The organism is Bradyrhizobium sp., from assembly GCF_016213215.1.
Taxonomy (GTDB): Bacteria; Pseudomonadota; Alphaproteobacteria; order Rhizobiales; family Xanthobacteraceae; genus Bradyrhizobium.
The window spans coordinates 23,098-44,472 of record NZ_JACRAW010000139.1 but is presented as its reverse complement, the minus strand read 5'-3'; the positions used below and the strand labels follow the sequence as shown (position 1 = coordinate 44,472).

The 21,375-nt window shown below is 64.1% G+C and carries 16 protein-coding genes and 1 pseudogene; 10 read left to right on the top strand and 7 right to left on the bottom strand.

Features of this window, described 5'->3' with window-relative positions:
- The 3 genes from HY852_RS23055 to HY852_RS23045 form a co-directional block, all read left to right on the top strand.
- Positions 1–784, top strand: a 784-nt coding sequence (locus HY852_RS23055) for a UDP-2,3-diacylglucosamine diphosphatase (protein ID WP_291607200.1), incomplete at its 5' end; no start/stop codon positions are given.
- Between the two features lie 101 nt (positions 785–885).
- The gene (locus tag HY852_RS23050; protein WP_291607199.1) at positions 886–1,935 is read left to right on the top strand and encodes a glycosyltransferase family 1 protein; all 1,050 of its coding nucleotides are present in this window, start codon (positions 886–888) and stop codon (positions 1,933–1,935) included.
- A 63-nt stretch (positions 1,936–1,998) separates the two neighbouring features.
- Positions 1,999–2,988 carry a threonine/serine dehydratase gene (locus HY852_RS23045; RefSeq protein ID WP_291607198.1) on the top strand — a complete coding sequence of 330 codons (990 nt, stop codon included), beginning with the start codon at positions 1,999–2,001 and terminating at the stop codon, positions 2,986–2,988.
- Between the two features lie 70 nt (positions 2,989–3,058).
- Here the strand turns inward: HY852_RS23045 and HY852_RS23040 are convergent, their stop codons facing one another.
- Positions 3,059–4,828, bottom strand: coding sequence for a caspase family protein (locus HY852_RS23040; RefSeq protein ID WP_291607197.1), 1,770 nt, complete (start codon positions 4,826–4,828; stop codon positions 3,059–3,061).
- Between the two features lie 637 nt (positions 4,829–5,465).
- Here HY852_RS23040 and HY852_RS23035 point away from each other — a divergent pair.
- Positions 5,466–6,401 (top strand): alpha/beta hydrolase, encoded by a 936-nt coding sequence (locus tag HY852_RS23035; protein WP_291607196.1) that lies wholly within the window; start codon positions 5,466–5,468, stop codon positions 6,399–6,401.
- Positions 6,402–7,319: 918 nt separating this feature from the next.
- On the opposite strand, the gene HY852_RS23030 is transcribed toward HY852_RS23035, so the two are convergent.
- The 3 genes and pseudogenes from HY852_RS23030 to HY852_RS23020 all read right to left on the bottom strand — a co-directional run bounded on the left by HY852_RS23030 (position 7,320) and on the right by HY852_RS23020 (position 9,012).
- The gene (locus HY852_RS23030) at positions 7,320–7,577 is read right to left on the bottom strand and encodes an integrase core domain-containing protein (protein WP_291607203.1); all 258 of its coding nucleotides are present in this window, start codon (positions 7,575–7,577) and stop codon (positions 7,320–7,322) included.
- A gap of 1 nt (position 7,578) precedes the next feature.
- Positions 7,579–7,845: pseudogene (locus tag HY852_RS23025) on the bottom strand (ADP-ribosylation/crystallin J1); the annotation flags it as partial.
- A 30-nt stretch (positions 7,846–7,875) separates the two neighbouring features.
- The gene (locus tag HY852_RS23020) at positions 7,876–9,012 is read right to left on the bottom strand and encodes a hypothetical protein (protein ID WP_291607195.1); all 1,137 of its coding nucleotides are present in this window, start codon (positions 9,010–9,012) and stop codon (positions 7,876–7,878) included.
- Positions 9,013–9,087: 75 nt separating this feature from the next.
- On the opposite strand from HY852_RS23020, the gene HY852_RS23015 reads away from it, so the two are divergent.
- Complete coding sequence (locus HY852_RS23015; protein ID WP_291607194.1) at positions 9,088–10,305, top strand: MFS transporter; 1,218 nt, start codon at positions 9,088–9,090, stop codon at positions 10,303–10,305.
- On the opposite strand, the gene dgcA is transcribed toward HY852_RS23015, so the two are convergent.
- On the bottom strand, positions 10,257–11,252 hold the full coding sequence (gene dgcA / locus HY852_RS23010) for an N-acetyl-D-Glu racemase DgcA (RefSeq protein WP_291607193.1): 996 nt from the start codon (positions 11,250–11,252) through the stop codon (positions 10,257–10,259). The two genes, HY852_RS23015 and dgcA, sit on opposite strands and share 49 nt — an antisense overlap.
- A 144-nt stretch (positions 11,253–11,396) precedes the next feature.
- On the opposite strand from dgcA, the gene HY852_RS23005 reads away from it, so the two are divergent.
- Genes HY852_RS23005 through HY852_RS22995 form a run of 3 tightly spaced genes read left to right on the top strand, consistent with a single transcriptional unit; the run spans position 11,397 to position 14,197 of the window.
- Complete coding sequence (locus HY852_RS23005) at positions 11,397–12,530, top strand: ABC transporter permease (protein ID WP_291607192.1); 1,134 nt, start codon at positions 11,397–11,399, stop codon at positions 12,528–12,530.
- 2 nt (positions 12,531–12,532) lie between these two features.
- On the top strand, positions 12,533–13,306 hold the full coding sequence (locus tag HY852_RS23000; protein ID WP_291607191.1) for an ABC transporter ATP-binding protein: 774 nt from the start codon (positions 12,533–12,535) through the stop codon (positions 13,304–13,306).
- Positions 13,307–13,318: 12 nt separating this feature from the next.
- Complete coding sequence (locus HY852_RS22995; RefSeq protein WP_291607190.1) at positions 13,319–14,197, top strand: MlaD family protein; 879 nt, start codon at positions 13,319–13,321, stop codon at positions 14,195–14,197.
- A gap of 142 nt (positions 14,198–14,339) precedes the next feature.
- Here HY852_RS22995 and HY852_RS22990 read toward each other — a convergent pair whose 3' ends face one another.
- Positions 14,340–19,493, bottom strand: coding sequence for a negative regulator of septation ring formation (locus HY852_RS22990; RefSeq protein WP_291607189.1), 5,154 nt, complete (start codon positions 19,491–19,493; stop codon positions 14,340–14,342).
- Between the two features lie 409 nt (positions 19,494–19,902).
- On the opposite strand from HY852_RS22990, the gene HY852_RS22985 reads away from it, so the two are divergent.
- Both HY852_RS22985 and HY852_RS22980 read left to right on the top strand, forming a co-directional pair.
- Positions 19,903–20,250: an Hpt domain-containing protein gene (locus HY852_RS22985; RefSeq protein ID WP_291607188.1), complete on the top strand. Its 348-nt coding sequence runs from the start codon at positions 19,903–19,905 to the stop codon at positions 20,248–20,250.
- 117 nt (positions 20,251–20,367) lie between these two features.
- Positions 20,368–20,688 carry a 2Fe-2S iron-sulfur cluster-binding protein gene (locus HY852_RS22980; protein WP_291607187.1) on the top strand — a complete coding sequence of 107 codons (321 nt, stop codon included), beginning with the start codon at positions 20,368–20,370 and terminating at the stop codon, positions 20,686–20,688.
- Between the two features lie 72 nt (positions 20,689–20,760).
- On the opposite strand, the gene HY852_RS22975 is transcribed toward HY852_RS22980, so the two are convergent.
- The gene (locus HY852_RS22975; RefSeq protein ID WP_291607186.1) at positions 20,761–21,243 is read right to left on the bottom strand and encodes a thioesterase family protein; all 483 of its coding nucleotides are present in this window, start codon (positions 21,241–21,243) and stop codon (positions 20,761–20,763) included.
- Positions 21,244–21,375 lie beyond the last annotated feature (132 nt).

Here is a 21,375-nt window from a genome sequence, read left to right as displayed (position 1 = left end):
TCCCGGACGGCGCTTTCGCACCCTGTTCATCTCCGATGTCCATCTCGGAGCCCGCGGTTCGCAAGCCGATCTGTTGCTCGATTTCCTGCGTCATCACCATGCCGATACGATCTATCTCGTCGGCGATATCATCGACGGCTGGGCGCTGAAGTCGGGCTGGTACTGGCCGCAATCGCACAACGACCTGGTCCAGAAGCTTTTGCGCAAGGCGCGCAAGGGAGCCAAGATCATCTACGTTCCGGGAAACCATGACGAGTTCCTGCGGGACTATTACGGCACGCATTTCGGCGGCATCGATGTCAAGGAAAACGCCATCCACACCGGTGTGGATGGCCGCCGCTATCTCGTCATCCACGGCGATATCTTCGATCTCGTGGTGCAGAATGCGCGCTGGCTCGCCCATCTCGGCGACAAGGCCTACGAGTTCGCGATCCAGATGAACCGGCTCGTGAACATGTTCCGGCGCTTGTTCGGCGTATCCTATTGGTCGCTGTCGCAGTGGGCCAAGCTGAAGGTGAAGAACGCGGTCAACTATATCGGCGCGTTCGAGGTGGCCTTGGCCGCGGAAGCTCGGCGCCACGACGCCGAGGGCGTCATTTGCGGTCATATCCACTACGCCGTCATCCGCGACGAGCAGGGCATCCGCTACATGAACTGCGGCGACTGGGTGGAAAGCTGCACGGCGCTGGCCGAGAACGAAGACGGCCGGTTCGAGATCATCACCTGGACCGATCCGCTGCGCATCGCGGCGCCGGTGCCGCGCGTGGCTGCGCGTGCCGCATGATGCAAGCGCCGCAATGAACACTCCATCATCGCCCTTTGCTTTCCGAAGTTCGCGCAACGGGGTACAGCGATTCCTGGCGAATTTCGGAAAGCGGCAATAGCATGCGCATCCTGGTCGCGACCGACGCCTGGCATCCCCAGGTCAACGGGGTGGTTCGGACGCTGACCATGACGGCGGAGGCCGCCAAGGCCCTGGACGCCGAGTTCTGCTATCTCACGCCGCAATCGTTCCGTACCTTTGCGATGCCGAGTTACCGCGACGTGCGCGTGGCCATGCCGCGGCCGGCCAAGATCGCGCGTCTGATCGAGGACGCCCGGCCGGACAGCATCCACATCGCGACCGAAGGGCCGATCGGACTTCTGGTTCGCCGCTACTGCCGCCAGCGCGCCCTGCCGTTCACGACGAGCTTTCACACCCGCTTTCCGGAATACGTCCGGGCGCGGATGCCGGTTCCGGAAAACCTGATCTGGCGGGCGCTGCGCCGCTTCCATGCCCCGAGCCGCGCCGTGATGGCGGCAACGCCGGAACTGGCGAGCGAATTGCGCGAGCGCGGCTTTCGCAACGTGACGCTGTGGCCGCGCGGGGTCGACACCAACCTGTTTTATCCGCGCCCCGTCGATCTCTGCCTGCCCGCGCCGGTCTACCTTTGCGTCGGCCGCGTTGCGGTCGAGAAGAATCTCGAGGCGTTCCTCGAGCTCGACCTGCCGGGCACCAAGGTGATCGTCGGCGACGGGCCGGCGCGGTCCCGTCTCGAAGAGGAATTTCCCCAGGCGATTTTCCTCGGCGCCCGGCACGGGGAGGAACTGGCCGAAATCTACGCCGCCGCGGACGTGTTCGTTTTTCCGAGCAAAACCGACACGTTCGGCCTGGTGCTGCTGGAAGCGCTTGCGAGCGGTTTGCCGGTTGCCGCGTTTCCGGTGAAGGGACCGCGGGATGTCATTGGTGACGCGCCGGTCGGCGTCCTCGATGGGGATCTGCGCAGCGCCTGCCTGTCTGCGCTCGAGATTTCGCGCCAAGCCTGTGTCGAATTCGCCGCCAATCACACCTGGGAAGCTTCGACGCGCTCCTTCGTCGATACCATCCGCGAGGTCGGAGCGGTGCTTCCGCAGGCTGCGGAGTCCTGTCAGGAGCAGCCCCGCTTCGTCGCCTGACGCTTATTTGCCTCACGCCCGGGTGTCTTGCCCGTTCGTTGCCGGCCGCGATACAGTCGCGGCATGACGGAACTTTCCCCACATCTGCCGGTCGGCCCCGCCGACATCGAAGCCGCAGCGCGCGTGCTTGCGCCGTTTGCCGTGCGCACGCCGCTCCTGTCCTCGCCCGCGCTCGACGAACTGGTCGGGGCCAAGGTGTACCTCAAACCGGAAACGCTGCAGCGGACCGGCTCCTTCAAGTTCCGCGGCGCCTTCAACAAGCTGTCCTCCATTCCTCAGGACAAGCGCAGCGGCGGCGTCGTCGCCTTCTCCTCCGGCAACCATGCCCAGGGAGTGGCGGAGGCGGCGCGCCTGCTCAACATGCAGGCGACGATCGTAATGCCGGCCGACGCACCGCTGTCCAAGCGCGAGCGGACCAAGGCCTTTGGTGCCGAGGTGGTGCTGTATGACCGCGACCGCGAAGATCGCGAGGCGATCGCCCGCGACATCGCCGAAAAGCGCGGCGCGACGCTGGTGAAACCCTATGATGATCCCTTCGTGATCGCGGGGCAGGGCACCGCCGGCCGCGAGATCGCCGAGGACATGGCCGCGCTCGGACTTGCTCCGGACGTCGTGGTGGCGCCGGCCTCGGGCGGCGGCCTGATTGCCGGCGTTGCGACCGCCGTGAAGGCGCGCTTTCCGCAGGCCGAACTGATCGTAGCCGAGCCGGAAGATTTTGACGATCACGCCCGTTCGCTGCGCGCCGGCAGGCGCGAGGCGCATCAGGCCGCAGGCCGCACCATTTGTGACGCGCTGATGGCCCTGATCCCCGGGGAGATCACGTTCGCGATCAACAGCAAGCTGCTCTCGCGCGGCGTCACGGCCTCGGATGGGGAAGTCGCCGCCGCGGTTGCCTTTGCCTTTCGCGAATTGAAGCTCGTGGTCGAGCCCGGCGGGGCCGTTGCTCTCGCCGCGCTGCTGGCGGGCCGTCTCGATGCGCGCGGCAAGAACGTCGTGATCGTGCTGTCCGGCGGCAATGTGGATGCGGATCTCTACGCCAGGCTGATTGCCTGAACAGCGCAACAAAATGGGGCAGAGCCTTCGGGCCCTGCCCCATTTCGTGCGCGACGCTTGCGCGGTAGCATCAGCGCAACAATCCGCGGCGACCCATGAGGCTCCCCGACTGCGCGACCTGCGGCTTGATGCTGTTGGTCATCGCGGCGCCGCCGGCCCGGCCGGGCGACGAGTTGAATTGCCGGTTGACCTGCGCCGGGTTGTTGTTGAGCTTGATGACGGCCGGGCTGCGCTGCTTATTGTGCAGGTCGGTCTTCAAGGGCTGACGGTTCGTGGTCGGCAGGTCGACGACGCGGTTCGTCGTGACATTGCCTTTCACGCCCGGGATTGTGCCCTTGACGACCGTTCCGGCCGGCATCGTCACGATCCTGCCCGAGTTGCCGTTGGACGAGGTCGCATTGCTGTTGCCCTGCGCAGGGGTGACGATCTTCGACAGACCCTGGGTCGACGTAGTGGTGACCGGCTGCTTCGTTTCGCCGGCTGCGGGCAGCATGACGATGCGACCGGTGCCGAGCTTGCCGGCGATGTTGCCGTTGATCGGCTTGTCGAGCGCAATGCCCGTGGTGCTGCCGTTGTGCTGCGCGCCGCCCAGACCAGGCTGAACGACCGGGTTGTACTTGGTCGCGCCGAGCTTGGTCAGCTTCAGCGTCGGAGCCAGCTGCTGCGGGACCAGCAAGTGCGAGGCCTGCATTAGCGGGACGACCTTCGGCTGCGTCTGCAGCTTCAGCGCGATTTGCGCATACGGGCTGTTGGTGTGGCTGTCATGGAAGGCCTTGTAGGCGACGGGCGAGTTGGCGAGCACGGCCTTGTGCCAGGCCTGCGCCGTCAAGAGGTTGGCGAGCAGCCAGCGGACACGGTCGCACAGCGGATCGTGCGGGAACAGCTGGATGAACTCGCGATAATGCTCCGGGCGGCCTTCCGACAGGACGTAGTCATAGGCCTGGCGGACCGAGCGGCTGGGCAGGTTGGAGGCCATCTGCACCACCGGGGCGTTCGTCGGCGGACGGGTCGCGGCAACGGCCGTGTCGCCGAAGAAATAGAAGTCGCTCGTCAAGGACGAGCTTTCCCATGGAGTCTGCTGGCCGTCGGTCGTGCGGTTCACTTCCAGGCGAACGCGCTTGAAGAGCTGCTCGATCGGCAGGTTCGGCTCGCGCGCGACCTGCAGGAAGGCCTGGGTATAGGGGCTGTGTCCGCCGCTGCCGTCGAGCGCTTCGGAGCCCGGCGCCGTCGAGTAGCCGACAATGGAGCCGTTCGGAGCATCGACGATCGCAAGGCCCCGGCCGGCGTCGTTGATGGTCGGAAACGGGTTGTTGCGGCAGGCATCGAGTATGACGATGCGCATCCGGCTCGGGATCGCTTCCAGCGTCGCCATCAGGTCGACGAGGCGAAGCGAGTTGCTGACGAGATCGGTCGGCGTGGAAATCTTCGCATCGACCGGAAGGAGATAATTCTCGCCGGCGAGCTGCACGCCATGACCGGCGTAGTAGACCATCGCCACCGTGTTGGGGCCGCGCGTCGCGACCTTGGCGGAGAAGTCCTGCACGACCTTGATCATGTCGTTCTGCGTCAGGTCGGTCGCGGCAATCACCTCGAACCCCGCCGAGTTCAACAGCTGCGCCATCGATTGCGCGTCATCGTCGGGATTGGGCAGTTGCGGGGCGTTCTGGTAGTTCGCGTTGCCGATGACCAGCGCCAGGCGCTGCTCGGGACCTTGCAGGGCGGTCGGCGCTGGCTTGCCGGTCTCGCCGGTTGCGGCTTGCGCGAGAGCGGAGCCGCAGGCGAAGCCCATCAGGCTTCCCAGCAGGCCCGCGCATAACAGGAAGGATCTCAGGCGGAACATGGCGTGCTCCCTTTGGATCTCGATGCGAGATTGGTGGCGGGCACGCTAGACCGCGTTCAAGTTCAGGCGATGTGACGGCCGTCACGCCGGTCTTCAGCGTGATCCAGGTCACGCTCCAAAACGCATGGAATGGCGAGTTCGGGAGGAGTGTGTGCCTGCAAGGCCAAAGAGAGCCTGATAAAAACAATGAAATCCGGCGCATCCACATTGCTTCCTCTCGCCAGCTGCCTACCCCGGGTTTGCTGACCTTGACCGACCGGTTTGGCTTAAGAGCAGACGCAGAACGCAAGTCGCGTTTTGACCCAACTGCGACATAGTGCTTTCTTGTCTCACGTTGCTTTGTCCGCTTCAATCATACGGTGCTGGGTATCGCCCATGCACGCCATCAGCACTGCTCGCTATCGCCGATGAGGTGATCGATGAAGCCGCGAGACTTCGTTGCTGGGCTAATGATTGCGGCTCCGATGCGGCATGCTGTGGCGCAGCAGCCGGAAAAGACGAAACGCATCACATTGGTAGCCTCCGTAACCAAGGTCAGCAATATGAGGGCTGACAAGACTTGGCTTTACCGAGCTTTTTTCGAGCTGTTGAACCGGCAGAACCGAAGCAGATGGTCTCACAACACCAGGAGAGTCATATGCAATCGAGAGCGCTCGTCCTGAAACACATCGTCCTCATATCGCTAGCAGCCATGTTCTTCGTCGCGAGTCCGTCATTCGCGCAGCAGAAAGGCGCATCCTCTTCTGAGATGCAAACAAGAGAGGTGCAAATTAATGGCCTTACGCTGCATTACATCGAACTCGGGCAAGGAACTCCAGTGGTGTTGGTGCACGGCACACTGGAGGACTACCGCACGTGGGAGGGACAGCTTGAGGCGTTGTCGAAGGGATATCGACTAATCTCTTACAGTCGTCGGTATCACTATCCAAATGAATGGCCCAAAGATGCAACGGATTTTTCTGTCACCATACATGCGAGAGACCTGGCTGCCTTCATCAAGGCACTCAATCTGCCCCCGGTTCATCTCATTGGTCATTCGTATGGGGCGTTTATTACGTTCCTGGTCGCACGAGATCACCCGGAGGTCATTCGCAGTCTGACGCTGGGAGAACCGCCCATAATGCCGTTACTAAAAACTACACCTGAAGGAGATGCTCTTCTTACCGCCGCTATCACGAGATCAGTCGCTACGAGCGAAGCATTCAAGCAGGGAAATGACGAAGAAGGAGTGCGTCGATTTGTGAACGGCGTGTTGGGCGAGGGTTCGTACGAGAAACTCCCACCTCCCGTTCTGAAGCGCCTCATGGATAACGTCCAAGAACTAAAAGGCGAGGCCTCATCGCGAAACCTCTTCCCGCCCACCACATGCGAGGATGTGCAGAAGGTGAAAGCGCCAACATTGCTCATCGACGGTGAGCGCAGTCCTAAGATGTTCCGTCTCATCAACGACAGACTGGAGCACTGCTTACCGAGCGTAGAACGTGCAACGATTCCAGCGGCATCTCATCAGATGGAGGTTGAGAACCCCCAAGCCTTCAATGAAACGGTGCTTGCATTCATTGCAAAGCACTGAACTGCGTGAGTCTGCTGTTGGCCCTTCTCGGACTCGTGGGACCCAGCAAACGTCCGGTTTGGGCGAAAACCGGAAGTGCTGATGGTCTGACGGGACTCAAAATCGACGATGTAGGGCGGCCGGGACTCGGAGCGGCTATGAAGATGTTGGCATTCTTCTCCCGTCAGACTTAGTTCGCTTAGTTAGAGCACAGACTGACTGATTGCCGCCTGACGGGCAAATCGGCCCAAATGTGTCAAGACTCCTACGAAAAAATATTTCGCTTTTCCGAAATTCGGATTCGGCGTATATGACGTGCGTCTCACCCGACACGAGGGGCGGTCGTACGTCGTCACGAAACGCGGGTTGGGATGCGGTGGACGCGGCAGCGTCGGGCGCGCAAGGCATTGCAGGGCGGTGTTCTCGCTTTCAACGAGGCCCGTGAGCGAAGAAGCCGGCGCGCGGACGAACGACAATGAAGAGCGTCCTTGTCTTGGTTCGATGGTGAGCACACGCCAGCCGTCGAAAGGTGAGGCGAGGGTGTCTGCGGACGGCGAAATCGTGTGGTCCTGGCGCCCGAAGCTGGCGTCAAGGCGCGCGGAGGCGTTCTGCATCCAACCGGGTGCGAGACGCCACAGGATCCGCGCGGCGACGGTGGCAATAGAGCTCGTCTCACCGGGGAGATCACGACATAAGCCGCAAAACCATCGCGCAGGGAAGGCCGGGATGTCCTCGGCTGCCCTGTGGTCCAAGCCGTGTGCGTTTCGCGCACGGACCGCGGGTGTCAGCCGGCACCCGGCCTTCCCTGCGCCCTCTTCAATGAAGCGGGCGGGAAAGTGCAGCAAGACTCGGGCAGAACATGCCGCGAGAATGCTAATGCACGTTCACTATCTGAGATGCGAATAATGTCACCCCAGGCGTCATTGCTGTGCGTGTTCACTAATTCGGTGATCGAGAGATTTTGGTTTGGGCTGCGGCGAAGTCCTTTGGGGTTTGTCCGCCGAGGGCCTGATGGGGTCTGAAGTTGTTGTAGTAGATCAGATACTCGAAGAGTTCGTTGGCGAAGTGCTCGAGGTTATCGAAGGTAGCTCCTTCGATGACGTCGTCGTCGAGGGTTCGCCAGAAGCGTTCGACCTTGCCATTGGTTTGCGGCCGGTAAGGCCTGGTGTAGCGATGCTTGATGCCAAGCTCGATCAGCATGGGCTCGGCCGCCTGCTTCCTGCACCTCGTATTGATCGATGAAGCTCCGTTTGACCTGGAAACGGGTTACAAACCCCGAGCCGCTCGCCTGCACATTCCAATCGCGAGCGATCTTGACCGCGTAGTCTTCCGTCAGAACTGGATAAAAAATCGGTTGATCCGGCAACCGAGGAGGGAAGGCACGCATGCCGGCCTGTTGAATCAGCGCAAGCTCCGCGGGACCAACCGGCCGCCAAAGCGTGATTGTGTCTTCGTTCTCAGGCATGTTTTCAATCGATCTTGGCACCGATGGCCGTCAGGAGAAGAACGCGATCTTCTCTGCCTGCGTCATGCGACGGATCGGCGCCAGCGGATCGTTGGCGGCGGTGCGGGGCTTTTGCAGGATTCCGCTGGCGATGATGGTCGCACCCAGGGACGGTTCGGGCAGGAAGGCCAGGGAGGACGCCGGCAACGGTGCAGCCTGCGTCACCTCCGGGCTTGCCATGGTTACCGTCGTCATCTCGGCCATCTCGGTGACGGCCGTCGGCTGCGTCGCGACCGGCTCGAGGGTGGGATCGGCAACGGCGGACGGTGCGGCCAATCCCTCGCCGGCCATGTCCTCGTCGAACTCCGGATCCGGCGCCGCCATCTCGAACGCCACCATGTCCAGGATAGCCTCGTCCTGCGCGTCGGCGTCGTCGGCCAAAAGCTCCATGGCTTCGACCGGCTCGGCTGCGAGGGTCAGCTCGAGGTCATCTGTTCCGGCGAGATCGACCTCTGGTTCGGGCTCGCAGGGACCGGGCGCTGCCGGCGGCCTCTCCACGGTTTCCGAAGGTGCTGGAGACGCTGCAGCGGTTGCTTCCACCGGGGCTTCTTGAGCCGGCTTCGGCGCGGCGGGCTGCGCCGGCCGGGCCTCGCCGACCTCCACCTGCGCCAACCCTCTCTTGATGAGATCGAACGCTGCCTCAAGTTCATCGCGCGGATCCATCGCCGAAAGCAGCTCGCAGGCACCCTCGATGGCGAGGAGCTCCGAATCAATCAGGTCGCAGATCCGGCTGTCGCCACCGATCTCGCGCCATCGCCAGGAGATCTCCTTGATGATCCGGACCCCGCGGTGGATTGGGCCGAGGTGTTGTACCGCGGAGGCGGTGTCAAATGCGGCTGCGGCGGCTTCCTGGGCTTCGGCGAGCACCTTCCTGACGGCGTCGAGCACCTCGGGCGTGCGGTCGATGACGACCGGTTGCCGCTGCGCTTCAAGCGTTTCCTCGATTTTTGCCACCGCATCGAGCACCATGCGGGTGTCGGCGTTGCGGTTGCGCTTGGCGTATTCGCCGAGGAACCAGCGGCCGCGCGAAGTCTCCATGAAGGCTTCGCGGATCGCGTCATAATCCTGCTCGCTCGGCTGGGCCGCGCGGGCGGAAATCGGCGAGAGGGCGAATGCTTCATCAGCCATGGCAGACTCTTCGCGCAAATCAGCGCACGTTAGGCTAACGATCACCACGATATCGACCGAATCGCAATTGCTTTGATGCCGTCCGAATCACAAATCCCCATCGCATCGCAGCTCGTGAGCCGTCGATTCGCCGCGCGACTCGCGCTGTTCTACGGTACCGTGTTCGGTGTCCTGGGCACGCATCTGCCTTTTTTCCCGGTGTGGCTGAAGGCGATCGGGATCGACGCGTCCTGGATCGGCATCATCAACGCGGTGCCGGCGGTGACGCGCTTTACGATCCTGCCGTTCGTGACGGGGTTCGCCGAAAGACGCCACGCGCTGCGCGGGGCCATGATCTTCACGACCTTTGCCACCGCGCTCGGGCTTTCGATGGTCGGCACCCAGTACCAGCCGTTGGCCCTGTTTCTGGCCTATGTCGCGACCTGCTGCCTGTGGACGCCGACGGTGCCGCTGACGGACGCCTATGCCCTGCGCGGCGTCGCCCGCTACGGCCTGAACTACGGACCGCTGCGGCTGTGGGGCTCGGCGGCATTCGTCGTCGGCGCGCTCGCGTGCGGGCTACTCGTCGATGTCATCGCGCCGCGTCAATTGATCTGGGTCATCGTCGCGGTCGCCGTGCTTGCCGCGGCTACCAGCCTTTTGCTCCAGCCGCTGGATGATTCGCGCCGAAGGGCCGTGACCGCGCAGGGCCGCGACGCCCTGCTGCGCGATCCGGCCTTTCTCGCGATCATTGTCTCGGCCGCGCTAGTGCAATGCAGCCATGCAGCCTACTACTCGTTCGCCTCGATCAACTGGCAGGCGCAGGGCTTTGGCGGGCTGACCATCGCCGGCCTGTGGACGATCGGCGTGCTCGCGGAAATCCTGGTGTTCGCGATCTCGCCGCGGTTCACGCTCGATCCCTGGATTCTCATCATGATCGGCGGGCTGAGCGCGGTGGTGCGCTGGTCGATCACGGCGCTGGAGCCGCAGGTCGCGGTGCTGGCAATCGTCCAGCTCGGCCATGGCCTGACCTTCGGCATCACCCAGGTCGGCACCATGAGCCAGCTGGTGCGGCACGTGCCGGTGCATGCCATGGCGAGGGGGCAGGGCTATTACGCGGCGGCAAGCGGTTTGCTCAGTTCGGTCGCGTCGATCGGTTCCGGGGTCATCTACGCGCGCTACGGCGAGGCCGTTTATTACGTGATGGCGGCGATGGCCGGCTCAGGCGCCGTACTGATATGGCTGGCGCGGCATCGGTTGCAGCCTCACCCCCAGAGCGACGCTTCCGGCGGAAAGACCAGGCTGCCATCATAGCGCAACCCGTTGTCGCGGTCGCGCGCCAGCAGGAGCGGGCCGTCGAGATCGACGAAGCGGGCTCGCGGGGTGAGCAGCATCGCCGGCGCCATCGACAGCGACGTCGCCACCATGCAGCCGACCATGATCTGAAATCCGAGCGCCTGCGCCGCGTCGGCCATCGCCAGCGCCTCGGTCAGGCCGCCCGTCTTGTCGAGCTTGATGTTGACGGCGTCATAGCGCTCGCGCAGGTGCTCGAGGGATTTGCGGTCGTGCACGCTCTCGTCGGCACAAACTGCGAGCGGCCGGCGGATGCGGGCCAGCACTTCGTCCTGGCCCGCCGGAAGCGGCTGTTCGACCAGCGTGACCCCGGCTTCGGCGCAGGCGGCAAGGTTCGGCTCGAGGTTGGCCGCCGTCCAGGCCTCATTGGCATCAACGATGAGTTCCGATTCGGGAGCGGCCTTGCGTACCGCCCGGATGCGCGCGCCGTCGCCGGCGCCCCCCAGCTTGATCTTCAGAAGTGGCCGATGTGCCACTCTTGCGGTTGCCGCTGCCATGGCTTCGGGAGTTCCCAGCGAGATCGTGTAGGCGGTGGTGCAGGGGTGTGGGGCGGGGCGCCCCAACAGATTCCAGGCACGCTTTCCGGCCCGCTTGGCCTCCAGATCCACAAAGGCGCAATCCAGCGCATTACGGGCCGCGCCGGGGGGCATGGCCGTTTGCAGGGCCTCACGGTCAAGCCCCCGCGCAATGTGCTCCTGCATGGCCTGGATGGCCGCGAGCGTTGCCTCCGGGGTCTCGCGATAGCGCGGGTAGGGCACGCATTCCCCCCGGCCGGTCAGGCCGTCGAGGCCGATCTCCGCCACCACGGTGACGGCCTCGGTCTTGGCGCCACGGCTGATGGTGAAGCTGCCCGCGATTGGAAAGCGTTCGATTCTCGCAATCAGCGTTGGAAGTTTGCTGGAAGTCATTTAGGAATCTGGCAATTCTGAACCGCTGGGTTGCCTCGTGCAACTAATTATGGCTGGTTGGGGATACCTTCTTCAAGGTAGGGGCGGCGTGCGCAATCATCTCTTTTTCTCCGGCAGTGCCCATCCGGCACGGGAGCTTCTGTCGTGAGCGGCGATCCGACGCTGGAGAGGGTCGCACGCGGCAACGCTTTGGCGCTGTGCGCGACAGGAGCCTGGACCGCGCATTTTGCCCCCCTGCTGGAGCGGATGGTAGCCGATGCTGAAAAGCTCGCAGGCACGCGCGCCAATATCTTCATCGATGTCTCGCAAGTCTCCAAGCTCGACACCTTTGGCGCCTGGCTGATCGAGCGACTGCGTCGCAGCCTGACCCAAGGCAGCGTCGAAGCCCAGATCGCAGGATTATCGGTCAATTATTCGAGTCTCGTCGACGAGGTGCGCCGGGTCAAAGCCACCCCGGTCGTCGAGACGAACCCGGTGACGATAACGGGCATGCTGGACCAGGTCGGCCGCAGCATGGTCAACATCGGCGGGACGCTCGTCAGCCTGATCGACATGCTCGGCGCGGTGCTCGCGGCGACCGGGCGGGTGCTCGTTCACCCTCGCTCCTTCCGCCTGACCTCCACCGTGCATCACCTCGAACAGGTCTGCTGGCGGGCCGTGCCGATCATCGTGCTCATCACCTTCCTGATCGGCTGCATCATCTCGCAGCAGGGCATCTTCCATTTCCGCAAGTTCGGTGCGGACATCTTCGTCGTCGACATGCTGGGCGTATTGGTGTTGCGCGAAATCGGCGTGCTCCTGGTCGCGATCATGGTCGCGGGCCGGTCGGGGAGCGCCTACACCGCCGAGCTCGGCTCGATGAAGATGCGCGAGGAGATCGACGCGCTGCGCACCATGGGATTCGACCCGATCGAGGTCCTGATCCTTCCGCGGATGCTGGCCCTGGTGATCGCGCTGCCGGTCCTTGCTTTCCTCGGCGCCATGGCGGCGCTCTATGGCGGAGGGCTGGTGGCCTGGCTCTACGGCGGCGTCGATCCGGACGCTTTCCTGCTGCGCCTGCGCGATGCGATCTCGATTCATCACTTCACCGTTGGCTTGGTCAAGGCGCCGGTCATGGCGGCGGTGATCGGGATCGTCGCCTGCGTCGAGGGGCTTGCGGTGCAGGGCAGCGCTGAATCGCTCGGCCAGCACACGACGGCATCGGTGGTGAAGGGGATCTTCTTTGTCATCGTTATGGATGGCGTGTTCGCCATCTTCTTCGCTTCCGTCGGGATGTGACGATGGCGCCCGAGATTGCAAATCCCATCATTCGGGTCCGCGACATCACCGTGCAGTTCGGTTCGACGCGGGTTCTGGACGGCCTCAACCTCGACGTCCGGCGCGGCGAGATTCTCGGCTTCGTTGGCCCATCCGGCGCGGGCAAATCGGTGCTGACCCGGACCATCATCGGCCTGGTGCCGAAGGTCAGCGGCCGCATCGAGGTGTTCGGCGTCGATCTCGATGCGACGGATTCGGACGAGCGTCGCGGGGTCGAGCGACGCTGGGGCATCCTGTTTCAGCAGGGTGCGCTGTTTTCTTCGCTCACGGTGCGGCAGAATATCCAGTTTCCGGTCCGCGAATATCTGAACGTCTCGCAGCGCCTGATGGACGAGATCACGATGGCCAAGCTGGCGATGGTCGGCCTGCGGCCGGAGGTAGCGGAGCGCTTCCCGTCGGAGCTGTCCGGCGGCATGATCAAGCGCGTGGCGCTGGCGCGCGCGCTTGCGCTTGATCCGGAGCTGGTATTCTTGGACGAGCCGACCTCGGGACTCGATCCGATCGGCGCGGGCGACTTCGACGAGCTGGTCAGGACGCTGCAGCGTACTTTGGGGCTGACCGTTTTCATGGTAACCCACGATCTCGACAGCCTTTACACCGCTTGCGACCGTATCGCCGTTTTAGGGAACGGTAAGATCATTGCCGCAGGGTCGATCGCCGACATGCAGGCCTCGCAGCATCCCTGGTTGAGGCAGTATTTCCATGGCAAGCGCGCCCGCGCGGTCACGGGCCAGTAGCGGAGTGAGTTGATGGAGACGCGGGCGAACTATGTGCTGATCGGGTCGTTCACCCTGGTGGTGATCGCGGCGGCGATCGGCTTCGTACTATGGTTCCAGTCGCTGCACTCCACCAAGCAGCGCAGCCCGCTCCGCGTCGTGTTCGAGGGACCCGCAACGGGGTTGCGCAACGGCGGCAACGTCAACTTCAACGGTATTCGGGTGGGTGAAGTTGTCAAGGTGAAGCTCGACAACCCGCGTCGCGTCGTCGCACTCGCGATGGTCGAGAACAATGCCCCGATTCGCAAGGACACCCTGGTCGGACTCGAATTCCAGGGCCTGACCGGCGTGGCCGCGATCTCGCTGAAGGGCGGCGAGGAAGCCGCGCCGCCGGTGCCGCTCGATGAAGACGGCATACCGATCCTGACCGCCGATCCGAACCGGCTGCAGGACGTCACGGAAGCGATCCGCGGCACGCTGCAGAACATCAACAAGGTTGTCGCCGACAACCAGGAGGCGGTGAAGAATTCGCTGAAGAATCTGGAGACCTTCACGACTTCGCTGGCGCGCAATTCCGAGCGCATCGACAACGTCATGGCCAAGGTCGACGGCGTGATGGTCAAGGCCGACAATCTCATGCTCGGCCTCAACACGCTCGCCGGCGGCAAGGAGGGCGGGGAGCTGTTCCAGGCCGTGAAGTCGATCCGCGAACTCGCCGAGGACTTCGACAAGCGCTCCGGCGCCCTGATGGCGGACGGCCGCCGCACGCTTGGCGACATCAGCCGGGCCGTGAACAATTTCGATCGCAACCCGACGCGGGTGCTGTTTGGCGCCAGCAACACGCAACAAGCGCCGCCGCCGGAGCAGCCGAAGCCTGCGGCCAGTGCGGGGCAAGGGCGCAGAGCGCAGTGATCGGCGAGTGGCGAATAGCGAGTAGCGAATAGGGCAGCGGCAAGGCGCATTGCGCCGGACGGACGGTCTATCGTTTTAAAAAAAACGGAGGCCGTGAGGCCTCCGTTTTCACATTCGCTTCGCTATTCGCTCGGTTCGCCTCTCACCCCAGCCGTCCAGCGGAGTGAGCGAGCAGGGTGTAGACCAGCCCGGTCTCCGAGGTCAGGTGGCCGCGCAGCTCCTGCGGTCCGCGGCCGTCGCGGGCGACATCATCGAGCAGGCGTTCGAACTCGGTGATGTAGCGGTCGACCGTCTGCTTGAAGTTGCGGTCGGCGCGGTACTTGCGGGCGACCTCGTCGAAGGCTTTCTGGCCGGCCGGCGTGTAGAGGCGCTTGGTGAATGCCTTGGCCTCGCCGCGCTGGTAGCGATCCCACATCTCGGCCGCGAGATTGCGGTCCATCAGCCGGCCGATGTCGAGCGAGAGCGATTCCAGCGGATTGCCGCCGCCACTCGGCTGCTGCTGCGGCGCCCGGCCGCGCGGGGCCTCACGGCCAGCGTCACGGCCGTTACCGCCGTCCGCGCGGTGAAGCAGGTCCGACAACCAGCCGTCGCGGCCCTGGTCCGAGCTCACCGGCGAGACCGGCGGAGCTTCGGTGCGGCGGGAGTTCGACATGCCGAGATCCGGCGGCGGCAGGTTCGAGGCGCTGCCACTATCGCGCATACGCGCCTCGCCGCCGCTATCACGCATGCGCGTTTCGGTGCCACGCCCGCCGACGGCCGCCAGCACCGGCTCTTCCTGACGCTGGACGGTGGCGCGGCCGACGGTTGCCACGTCGAGGCCGCGGCCATGCTGGGCCACGATGCGGTTCAGCTCCGCGAGCGCCTCGATCTGGTCGACGATCACCTTGCGCATCTGCGCGGTGCTCTCGGCGGCCTCCTGCGGCATCTCGAGAACGCCGCGGCGCAGCTCGTTGCGGGTGGCTTCGAGCTCGTTGTGCATCTCGAGAGCCATCTGCTTCATGCTCGACACCAGGTTCGCGAACTTGTCCGCGGACTGCTTGAACATCGCGTCCGCCTCGTCGGTAGTCTGGCGGTAGATGTCGTGCATGGCCTCGATGGTCTGCCGGTGCTCCTCCTCGGAGGCGGTGCGTACCGCCTCGAACTGGCGGGTGATCGCCACCGAGCCGGCACCTGCGGTTTCCGCCACCACGCGGGCGATGTCGCGCGCACGCTCTTCGGCCGCGGCGAGCGATTCATCGAGCAGGCCGGTGAAGCGCGACAGCCGCTGGTCCAGATCGGCGGTGCGCAGGTCGATCGTGGTCACCAGCGATTCCAGCGTCTGCTTGCGCTCGGCGAGCGAGGCGGTGGTGTTGCGGTTGCTCTGCTCGACCACGGCCGCAGCTTCGACCAGGGCCCTGCCGTGCTCGTCGAACTGCGTCGACAGCTCGCCGAGATCCTGCAGAGCCTTGGTGGTCTTGGAGTTGAAGATGTTCAGCTGCTCTTCGAGCGTCTGCGTCGCCGCACCGTTGCGCACGGTGACATCGTTCATGGCCGAGACGAAATCGGCCACGCGCGTGACGAGCGCGCGCTCGAGCGAGTTGAGGTTGTCGTGCGCCCCGGTCAGCACCTCCTGGAGGAGGATGTTGCCTTCGCGCAGCCGTTCGAACAGCGCCACCGTGTCGGTACGCAGCATTTTGCTGGTTTCCTGCATCTCGGTGACGGCCGCAATCGAGACCTGCCGCGACTGCTCGATCGCCGTGCGCGAAGTCTGTTCGAGGTCCTTCAGCGACTTGTTGATCGCGCCGGTCGCAAGCTCGCCGGCCGAGTTGATGGTCCGCGCGACCTCAGATCCGTTGCCCATCATCGACTGCGCGAAGGACTGGCTGCGTGTCTCGATCGACTTCAGTGCGTCCGAGGTGGCCCGGTCGATGTCGTGCGAGAGCTGGGTGGTCTTGCTACCCAGGGCTTCGACCAGCGCGCCGCGCTTGCCGTCGATCATCTGCGACAGCCGATCGGTCTGCTGCTGCACGTAGTTGACGATCTCGTCGGTCTTCGTCGTCATGGCGGAGCTGAACGAACTGCTGGCGGCCAACACCGAACGTTCGACGTCAGCCGAGCTCGACTTGACCCGGGAGGTCGCTTCGTTCGAAGCAGCCACCAGCGCGTTCTGGGCGTTGATGGCGCTGGTCTGGATATCGTTGGTGACGGTAGAGGTCGCGTTACCCAGCGTGCGCTCGATTTCCATGGAGATCGTACGGATCTGGCCTGCCGCGTCGGCCGAGATCGAGGTCAGCGAGGCCTGCGCGTCGCGGGCGCTGTTGAGGATCGAAGCCGCCGTATCGGTCCCGACCGCGGTGAGGGTGCGTTCGACGTCGAGCGCGAGCGACTTGACGTGGTTCGCCGCATCCGACGAGGCGGACACGAGCGTGTTATGTGCCTCGCGGGCACCCGCCGTGACCACTTCCGCCGTGGACGTGCCGGCCGTCGAAAGCGAGCGCTGCACTTCGGAGGACAGCACCCGGATCTGGTTGGCTGTTTCCGTCGAAGCCGCGATCAGCTTGGTCTGCGCGTCCTTGGCACCGGCGGTGATCGCCTCTGCGGTCGCGGCTCCGGCCATCGACAGCGATCGCTGCACGTCGGCGGCAAGCGATTTGACGTGGTTGGCGGCATCGGACGAGGCCGTGACCAGCGTGGTCTGCACTTCGCGCGCGCCCGCCAGGACGGAGGCCGCCGTGGCCGAGCCCGCGGCCGACAGGGTGCGTTCGACATCGGCCGACAGCGACTTGATCTGGTTGGCCGCGTCCCCGGAGGCGGAGACCAGTGTCGTCTGAGCCTCGCGGGCGCTGGTCAGGATCGAGTTCGCCGCGCCGGTACCGACTGCGGTGAGGGCGCGTTCGACTTCCGACGAGGTCAGCTTCAATTGGGCGCCGACGTCCGAGGAGACCGTCAGCAGCGCCTGCTGCGCAGAGCGCGCTCCCGTCTGGATCGTCTCGCTGGTGTTGACGACCAGGTTGGTGAGCGAGCGCTCGGCGTCCTCGACATGCGACCTGATGGTGGTGGAGATGATCTCCGCACGCGTCATCAGGTCATCACTGGCCTGCCGCCCGCTGCTTTCGATGCGTCCGGCGACGGCTTCGACGCGCGAGCCGAGCAGGTCTTCGAACTGCGCGACGCGGACGTCGATGTCGTTGGCGACGAGGCCGACCTTGGTCTCGATGGCCTGATGGATCTCCTGGAAGCGCGCGGTCACCGTGTCCGTGAGATGCGCACTGCGACCGTCGATCGTCTCGGTGACGCTGGCAACGCGATGGTCGATCGCCTCGATGACCTGGGCGGTGCCGCCGGTCAGCGTCGAGGTCAAAAGGTTCAGACGAGAATCGATCGACTGGATCGTCTGCGCCGCGCCATCCGTCAGGGAAGAGGCGAGGTGGTTGAGCCGGCTGTCGACGGTTTCAGTTACGGACTTGGCGCGTGCGTCGAACGACTGTTCGAGCGACTGGATACGCCCGCCAAGGGATTCGTCGAAGGCCTTCATGCTGCCCTCGATCGCGGTGCTGAAGCCCGAGATCTTGGCATTGATGGAGCCGTCGAACTGCAGCAGGCGCTGGTCTAGTGCCGCTGTGATCTCGCCGCCATTCGAGGTCAGGCGCGCGTCGAAGTTGTCGACATAGTTCTTCAGGCTGTCGCCGATCTCCTGGGTGCGCTGGCCCATGCGATCGACGATCTCGCCGCCGAAGGTCTTCACGGTGCGGTCGAATTCGGAAATGTGACGGGTGATCAGCGCGCCGAGGGTGCCACTGTCACGGGCAAACTTCTCGACAAGTTCCGAGCCCTGGTTCTTCACCAACTCGTCGAAGGCGCTCATCTGCAGGGCGAGCGAATCGTGCGCCGTCTCGGCCTGGCCGACGACCTTGGCGATCAGCGCGTTGACGGTGACGTCGAGCGCCTCGCTGGCCTTGTCACCGCTGGACAGGACGCGATCGGCCAGCCGGCTGCCGGCGTCGTCGATCTTGCCGGAAAGATCGTTGCTGCGCAGCTCGAGTTCGAGGAGCAGGGAGTCGCTGGAGTTCTTCAGGGAATCGTGCACCTGCTCAGTGCGCTCGGAGATGCCGTCGACGATGGCGGAGGAGCGCTGCTCGAACTCGCCGGTGATGCGGTCGATGCGCTCATTGAGCATGTCGTGGACGCGGTCGGCGAGCTCGACGAACTCGTCGTGCACGTGGCCGGTCTTGAAGTTGAGGCTGGTGGTCAGCCGCTCGCTGGCGTCGAGCACCGCGCGGGTGGTCTCGGAGCTCGCTTCCTCGAGACGGTCGAGCAGGTCCCCGCCGCGTTCACCGAGGGCGAGGATCATGTTGTCGCCGGCATTGCTGAGTGCCGAGGTGATGTGTGCGCCGCGTTCTTCCAGAGCGCTGGTGATGCTCTTGGCAACCTCGTCGACGCGGGAGGCGATCGCATCCGAAATCAGTGCGATGTCGTGGCGCAGGTCGATCTGCACGCCGGAGATGGCGCTGCGGACCTGCTCGGCCTGGCCGACCAGGTTGTCGCGCTGATGGGCGATGTCCTGCAGCAGCGCGCGGATTCTCACTTCGTTGTCGGTGTAGGCGCGTTCAAGCGCGGCCACTTCGTTGGCGACCAGCGTCTCGAGCTCGCCGGCGCGCGCAATCGCGCGCTCAATACCGTCGCCCATCGCGGCGACTTCGCGGCGGATCGCCTGACCCACCGTCACCATGGAATCGGAAGCCGAACCTTCCGGCTCGGAGAAGCGGATCGCGACCTGCGCCATCGATTGCGCGATCATGCGCAATTCCTGGCCGCGCCAGGCGAGGCTGGCGAGGAAATAGAACAGCAGGACCGGCGCAAAGAACAACGCCGCAAGGCCCGCGAGCACCAGCACGCCGCCAGCGCCCTGGCCGATGGCCGCCTGAAGCGAGGACAGGAAGCTGAGGGTCAGCAGGGCGCAGCCAGCCAGCCAGACGCCAGTGAAGATGGTGGCAAGCGTGTAGACGCTGCGGGACGGACGTCCCTTCTGGAGCGCCTGGAGGAGTTGGCCGATCGTCTCGCGATCGTCATTGGCGGCGCGCCGCGAGGGCTGCGGCTCCGGGATCGGTTCGAAGACGGGACGGTCGGCCGCCGCGGGCCTGGTCTCGAAGGTCGGCTCGTTGAAGACCGGCAGCGGGGGCGGGGGGGCCGCGGCCGAGTCGCTGCGCGCGGAAGCGCGGGTGGTATCGATTGAGGGTTCGTTGATGTTCAAAGCTTCCTGGATGGCAGAAAGCGCGACTTCGGTGGGGTCTTTGACCTTCTTTGGGGTGTTCGCCATGTTCAGACCGAGCCCTCGTTACTTCTTACTCGTCCCCGCGCCCCTGCTCGACGTCCTGACAAGCGGTGCGTGCGCGCGGAGCCGTGCCGTCCTTTTTCGGACGGCTTGTCCGCCAATTTCCGCAAACATCCTATTGGTTGAGCGGTGCGAATGAAATGCTTGCGATTAAGACAATCTTAATCATCGTTAACAGGATCGCGGCGTAAGACCTTAGCAATAAATACGATTTTCCACGGAACTCTTGGAATTGAGGCGAGATTTCGGCAACAAAACGGCAGAATTGCGCCTTTGAGGCCTAACCTTCCATTAACCATTTCCATGTTTGGCTGCGGTGAGTGTGCCGCCATACCGGCGGCCCTTTTGATTCCGGAGCGAGGCCCTGTCTCCCGATCTGCAACGGATGGAATGGATGCGCTCACCTCCGCTCGTTCCTGGTCCCGGTCCGCTCGATCTCGATCATCTCGATCGCATGACGCTCGGAGACGCCGTGCTGGAGCGCGAGGTGCTCGCACTGTTCTCCGAGCAGTCGCGCCGGCTGATCTCCACGATCGCGGCGCTGCCGGCCGACGCGAGTTCGCTGGCGCACACGCTTAAAGGCTCCGCACGCGGTATAGGGGCCTTTGCCGTCGCGCAGGCGGCAGCCCGGCTGGAAGCGGCTGTCCGGACCGGCGAGGACCGGCCGCAGGCTCTCGCGGACCTTGAGAACGCGGTCGCCGACGCATGCCGTGCGATCGAAGACATCCTGGCTCGGCCTTAACAACACGGGAACGGAGTTTCCGCAAACGGGCCCAGTGCCGCGCACTAGCGCGGAACGGATCGACCCGTTATAGGACAGCCCGGACTTTCCTTCCCTTTTTCCGCACCACGAGCACACATGGCCAAGATCAACTTTGTCGACCATACCGGCGAAACACGCACCGTCGATGTCGAGAACGGCGCGACCGTGATGGAAGCAGCCATCCGCAACGGCGTTCCCGGGATCGAGGCCGAATGCGGCGGTGCCTGTGCCTGTGCCACCTGCCATGTCTATGTCGACGAAGCCTGGCTCGATAAGGTCGGCAAACCTTCGCCGATGGAGGAGGACATGCTCGACTTCGGCTTCGACGTGCGGCCGAATTCGCGCCTGTCCTGCCAGATCAAGGTTTCCGACGAGCTCGATGGCCTGGTGGTGGCCACGCCGGAGCGCCAGGCCTGATCCCAGGCCTGATCCATGTCTCGTGAAGCCTGATCTCCGCGCAAACGCGGCCCTTCGGGTCCCGACCATGCTTTAGATCTTTGGCGGCGGCGCCACCTCGACGTCGCGCCGCAGCCAGGGCCGAAATTTCTCGACGATCTCGGCGGTGAGAGGGGTCGGCTTGCGCGTGACCTCGTCAATCAGCACGCCGACGGCGACCGCCGAGGCAACGCACGTATTTTCCGAGAAGACCACCTGGTCGAAGGTCACCGAGGTTCGGCCGAACCTTGCAACGCCGAGTCCCAATTCGATCTTGCCCGGCCAGCGCAGCTCGGCGCGGAAATGCATGTCGAGCCGCACCATGATCCAGGCGAGGCCCGGCGGGGTGAGCCCGTAGCGCGGATCCTTCATCAGGGTGACGCGGCCCGTTTCGAAGTAGGTAGCATAGACCGCGTTGTTGACGTGCTGGTTGGGGTCGAGGTCGCCGAAGCGGACGTTGTCGCTCAGCCGATAGGGGTAATCCTCTAGGCGCGGCGAGGAATTGACCCGGCTCCGCACTGTCCCTGGCGCATTCACTGATTGATCTCCCTCAAATTCGTGCACTTACAGCCCAGATATTCAGCCTCGGCAAGTGGGTCGGGAAGGGGCTGGTTTGCCATTTATGCCTTTCCTGATCCTTCCGTGTTGGCTAGACAGGCGCTGCCCATT

Excerpts from the sequence above, each read along its gene's own strand:
- HY852_RS23040 (WP_291607197.1), bottom strand. The coding sequence starts at position 4,828 with ATGTTCCGCCTGAGATCCTTCCTGTTATGCGCGGGCCTGCTGGGAAGC.
- HY852_RS23020 (WP_291607195.1), bottom strand. The coding sequence starts at position 9,012 with ATGGCTGATGAAGCATTCGCCCTCTCGCCGATTTCCGCCCGCGCGGCC.
- HY852_RS23015 (WP_291607194.1), top strand. The coding sequence starts at position 9,088 with ATGCCGTCCGAATCACAAATCCCCATCGCATCGCAGCTCGTGAGCCGT.
- HY852_RS23000 (WP_291607191.1), top strand. The coding sequence starts at position 12,533 with ATGGCGCCCGAGATTGCAAATCCCATCATTCGGGTCCGCGACATCACC.
- HY852_RS22995 (WP_291607190.1), top strand. The coding sequence starts at position 13,319 with ATGGAGACGCGGGCGAACTATGTGCTGATCGGGTCGTTCACCCTGGTG.
- HY852_RS22990 (WP_291607189.1), bottom strand. The coding sequence starts at position 19,493 with ATGGCGAACACCCCAAAGAAGGTCAAAGACCCCACCGAAGTCGCGCTT.
- HY852_RS23050 (WP_291607199.1), top strand. The coding sequence starts at position 886 with ATGCGCATCCTGGTCGCGACCGACGCCTGGCATCCCCAGGTCAACGGG.
- HY852_RS22980 (WP_291607187.1), top strand. The coding sequence starts at position 20,368 with ATGGCCAAGATCAACTTTGTCGACCATACCGGCGAAACACGCACCGTC.
- dgcA (WP_291607193.1), bottom strand. The coding sequence starts at position 11,252 with ATGACTTCCAGCAAACTTCCAACGCTGATTGCGAGAATCGAACGCTTT.
- HY852_RS22985 (WP_291607188.1), top strand. The coding sequence starts at position 19,903 with ATGCGCTCACCTCCGCTCGTTCCTGGTCCCGGTCCGCTCGATCTCGAT.
- HY852_RS23035 (WP_291607196.1), top strand. The coding sequence starts at position 5,466 with ATGCAATCGAGAGCGCTCGTCCTGAAACACATCGTCCTCATATCGCTA.
- HY852_RS23045 (WP_291607198.1), top strand. The coding sequence starts at position 1,999 with ATGACGGAACTTTCCCCACATCTGCCGGTCGGCCCCGCCGACATCGAA.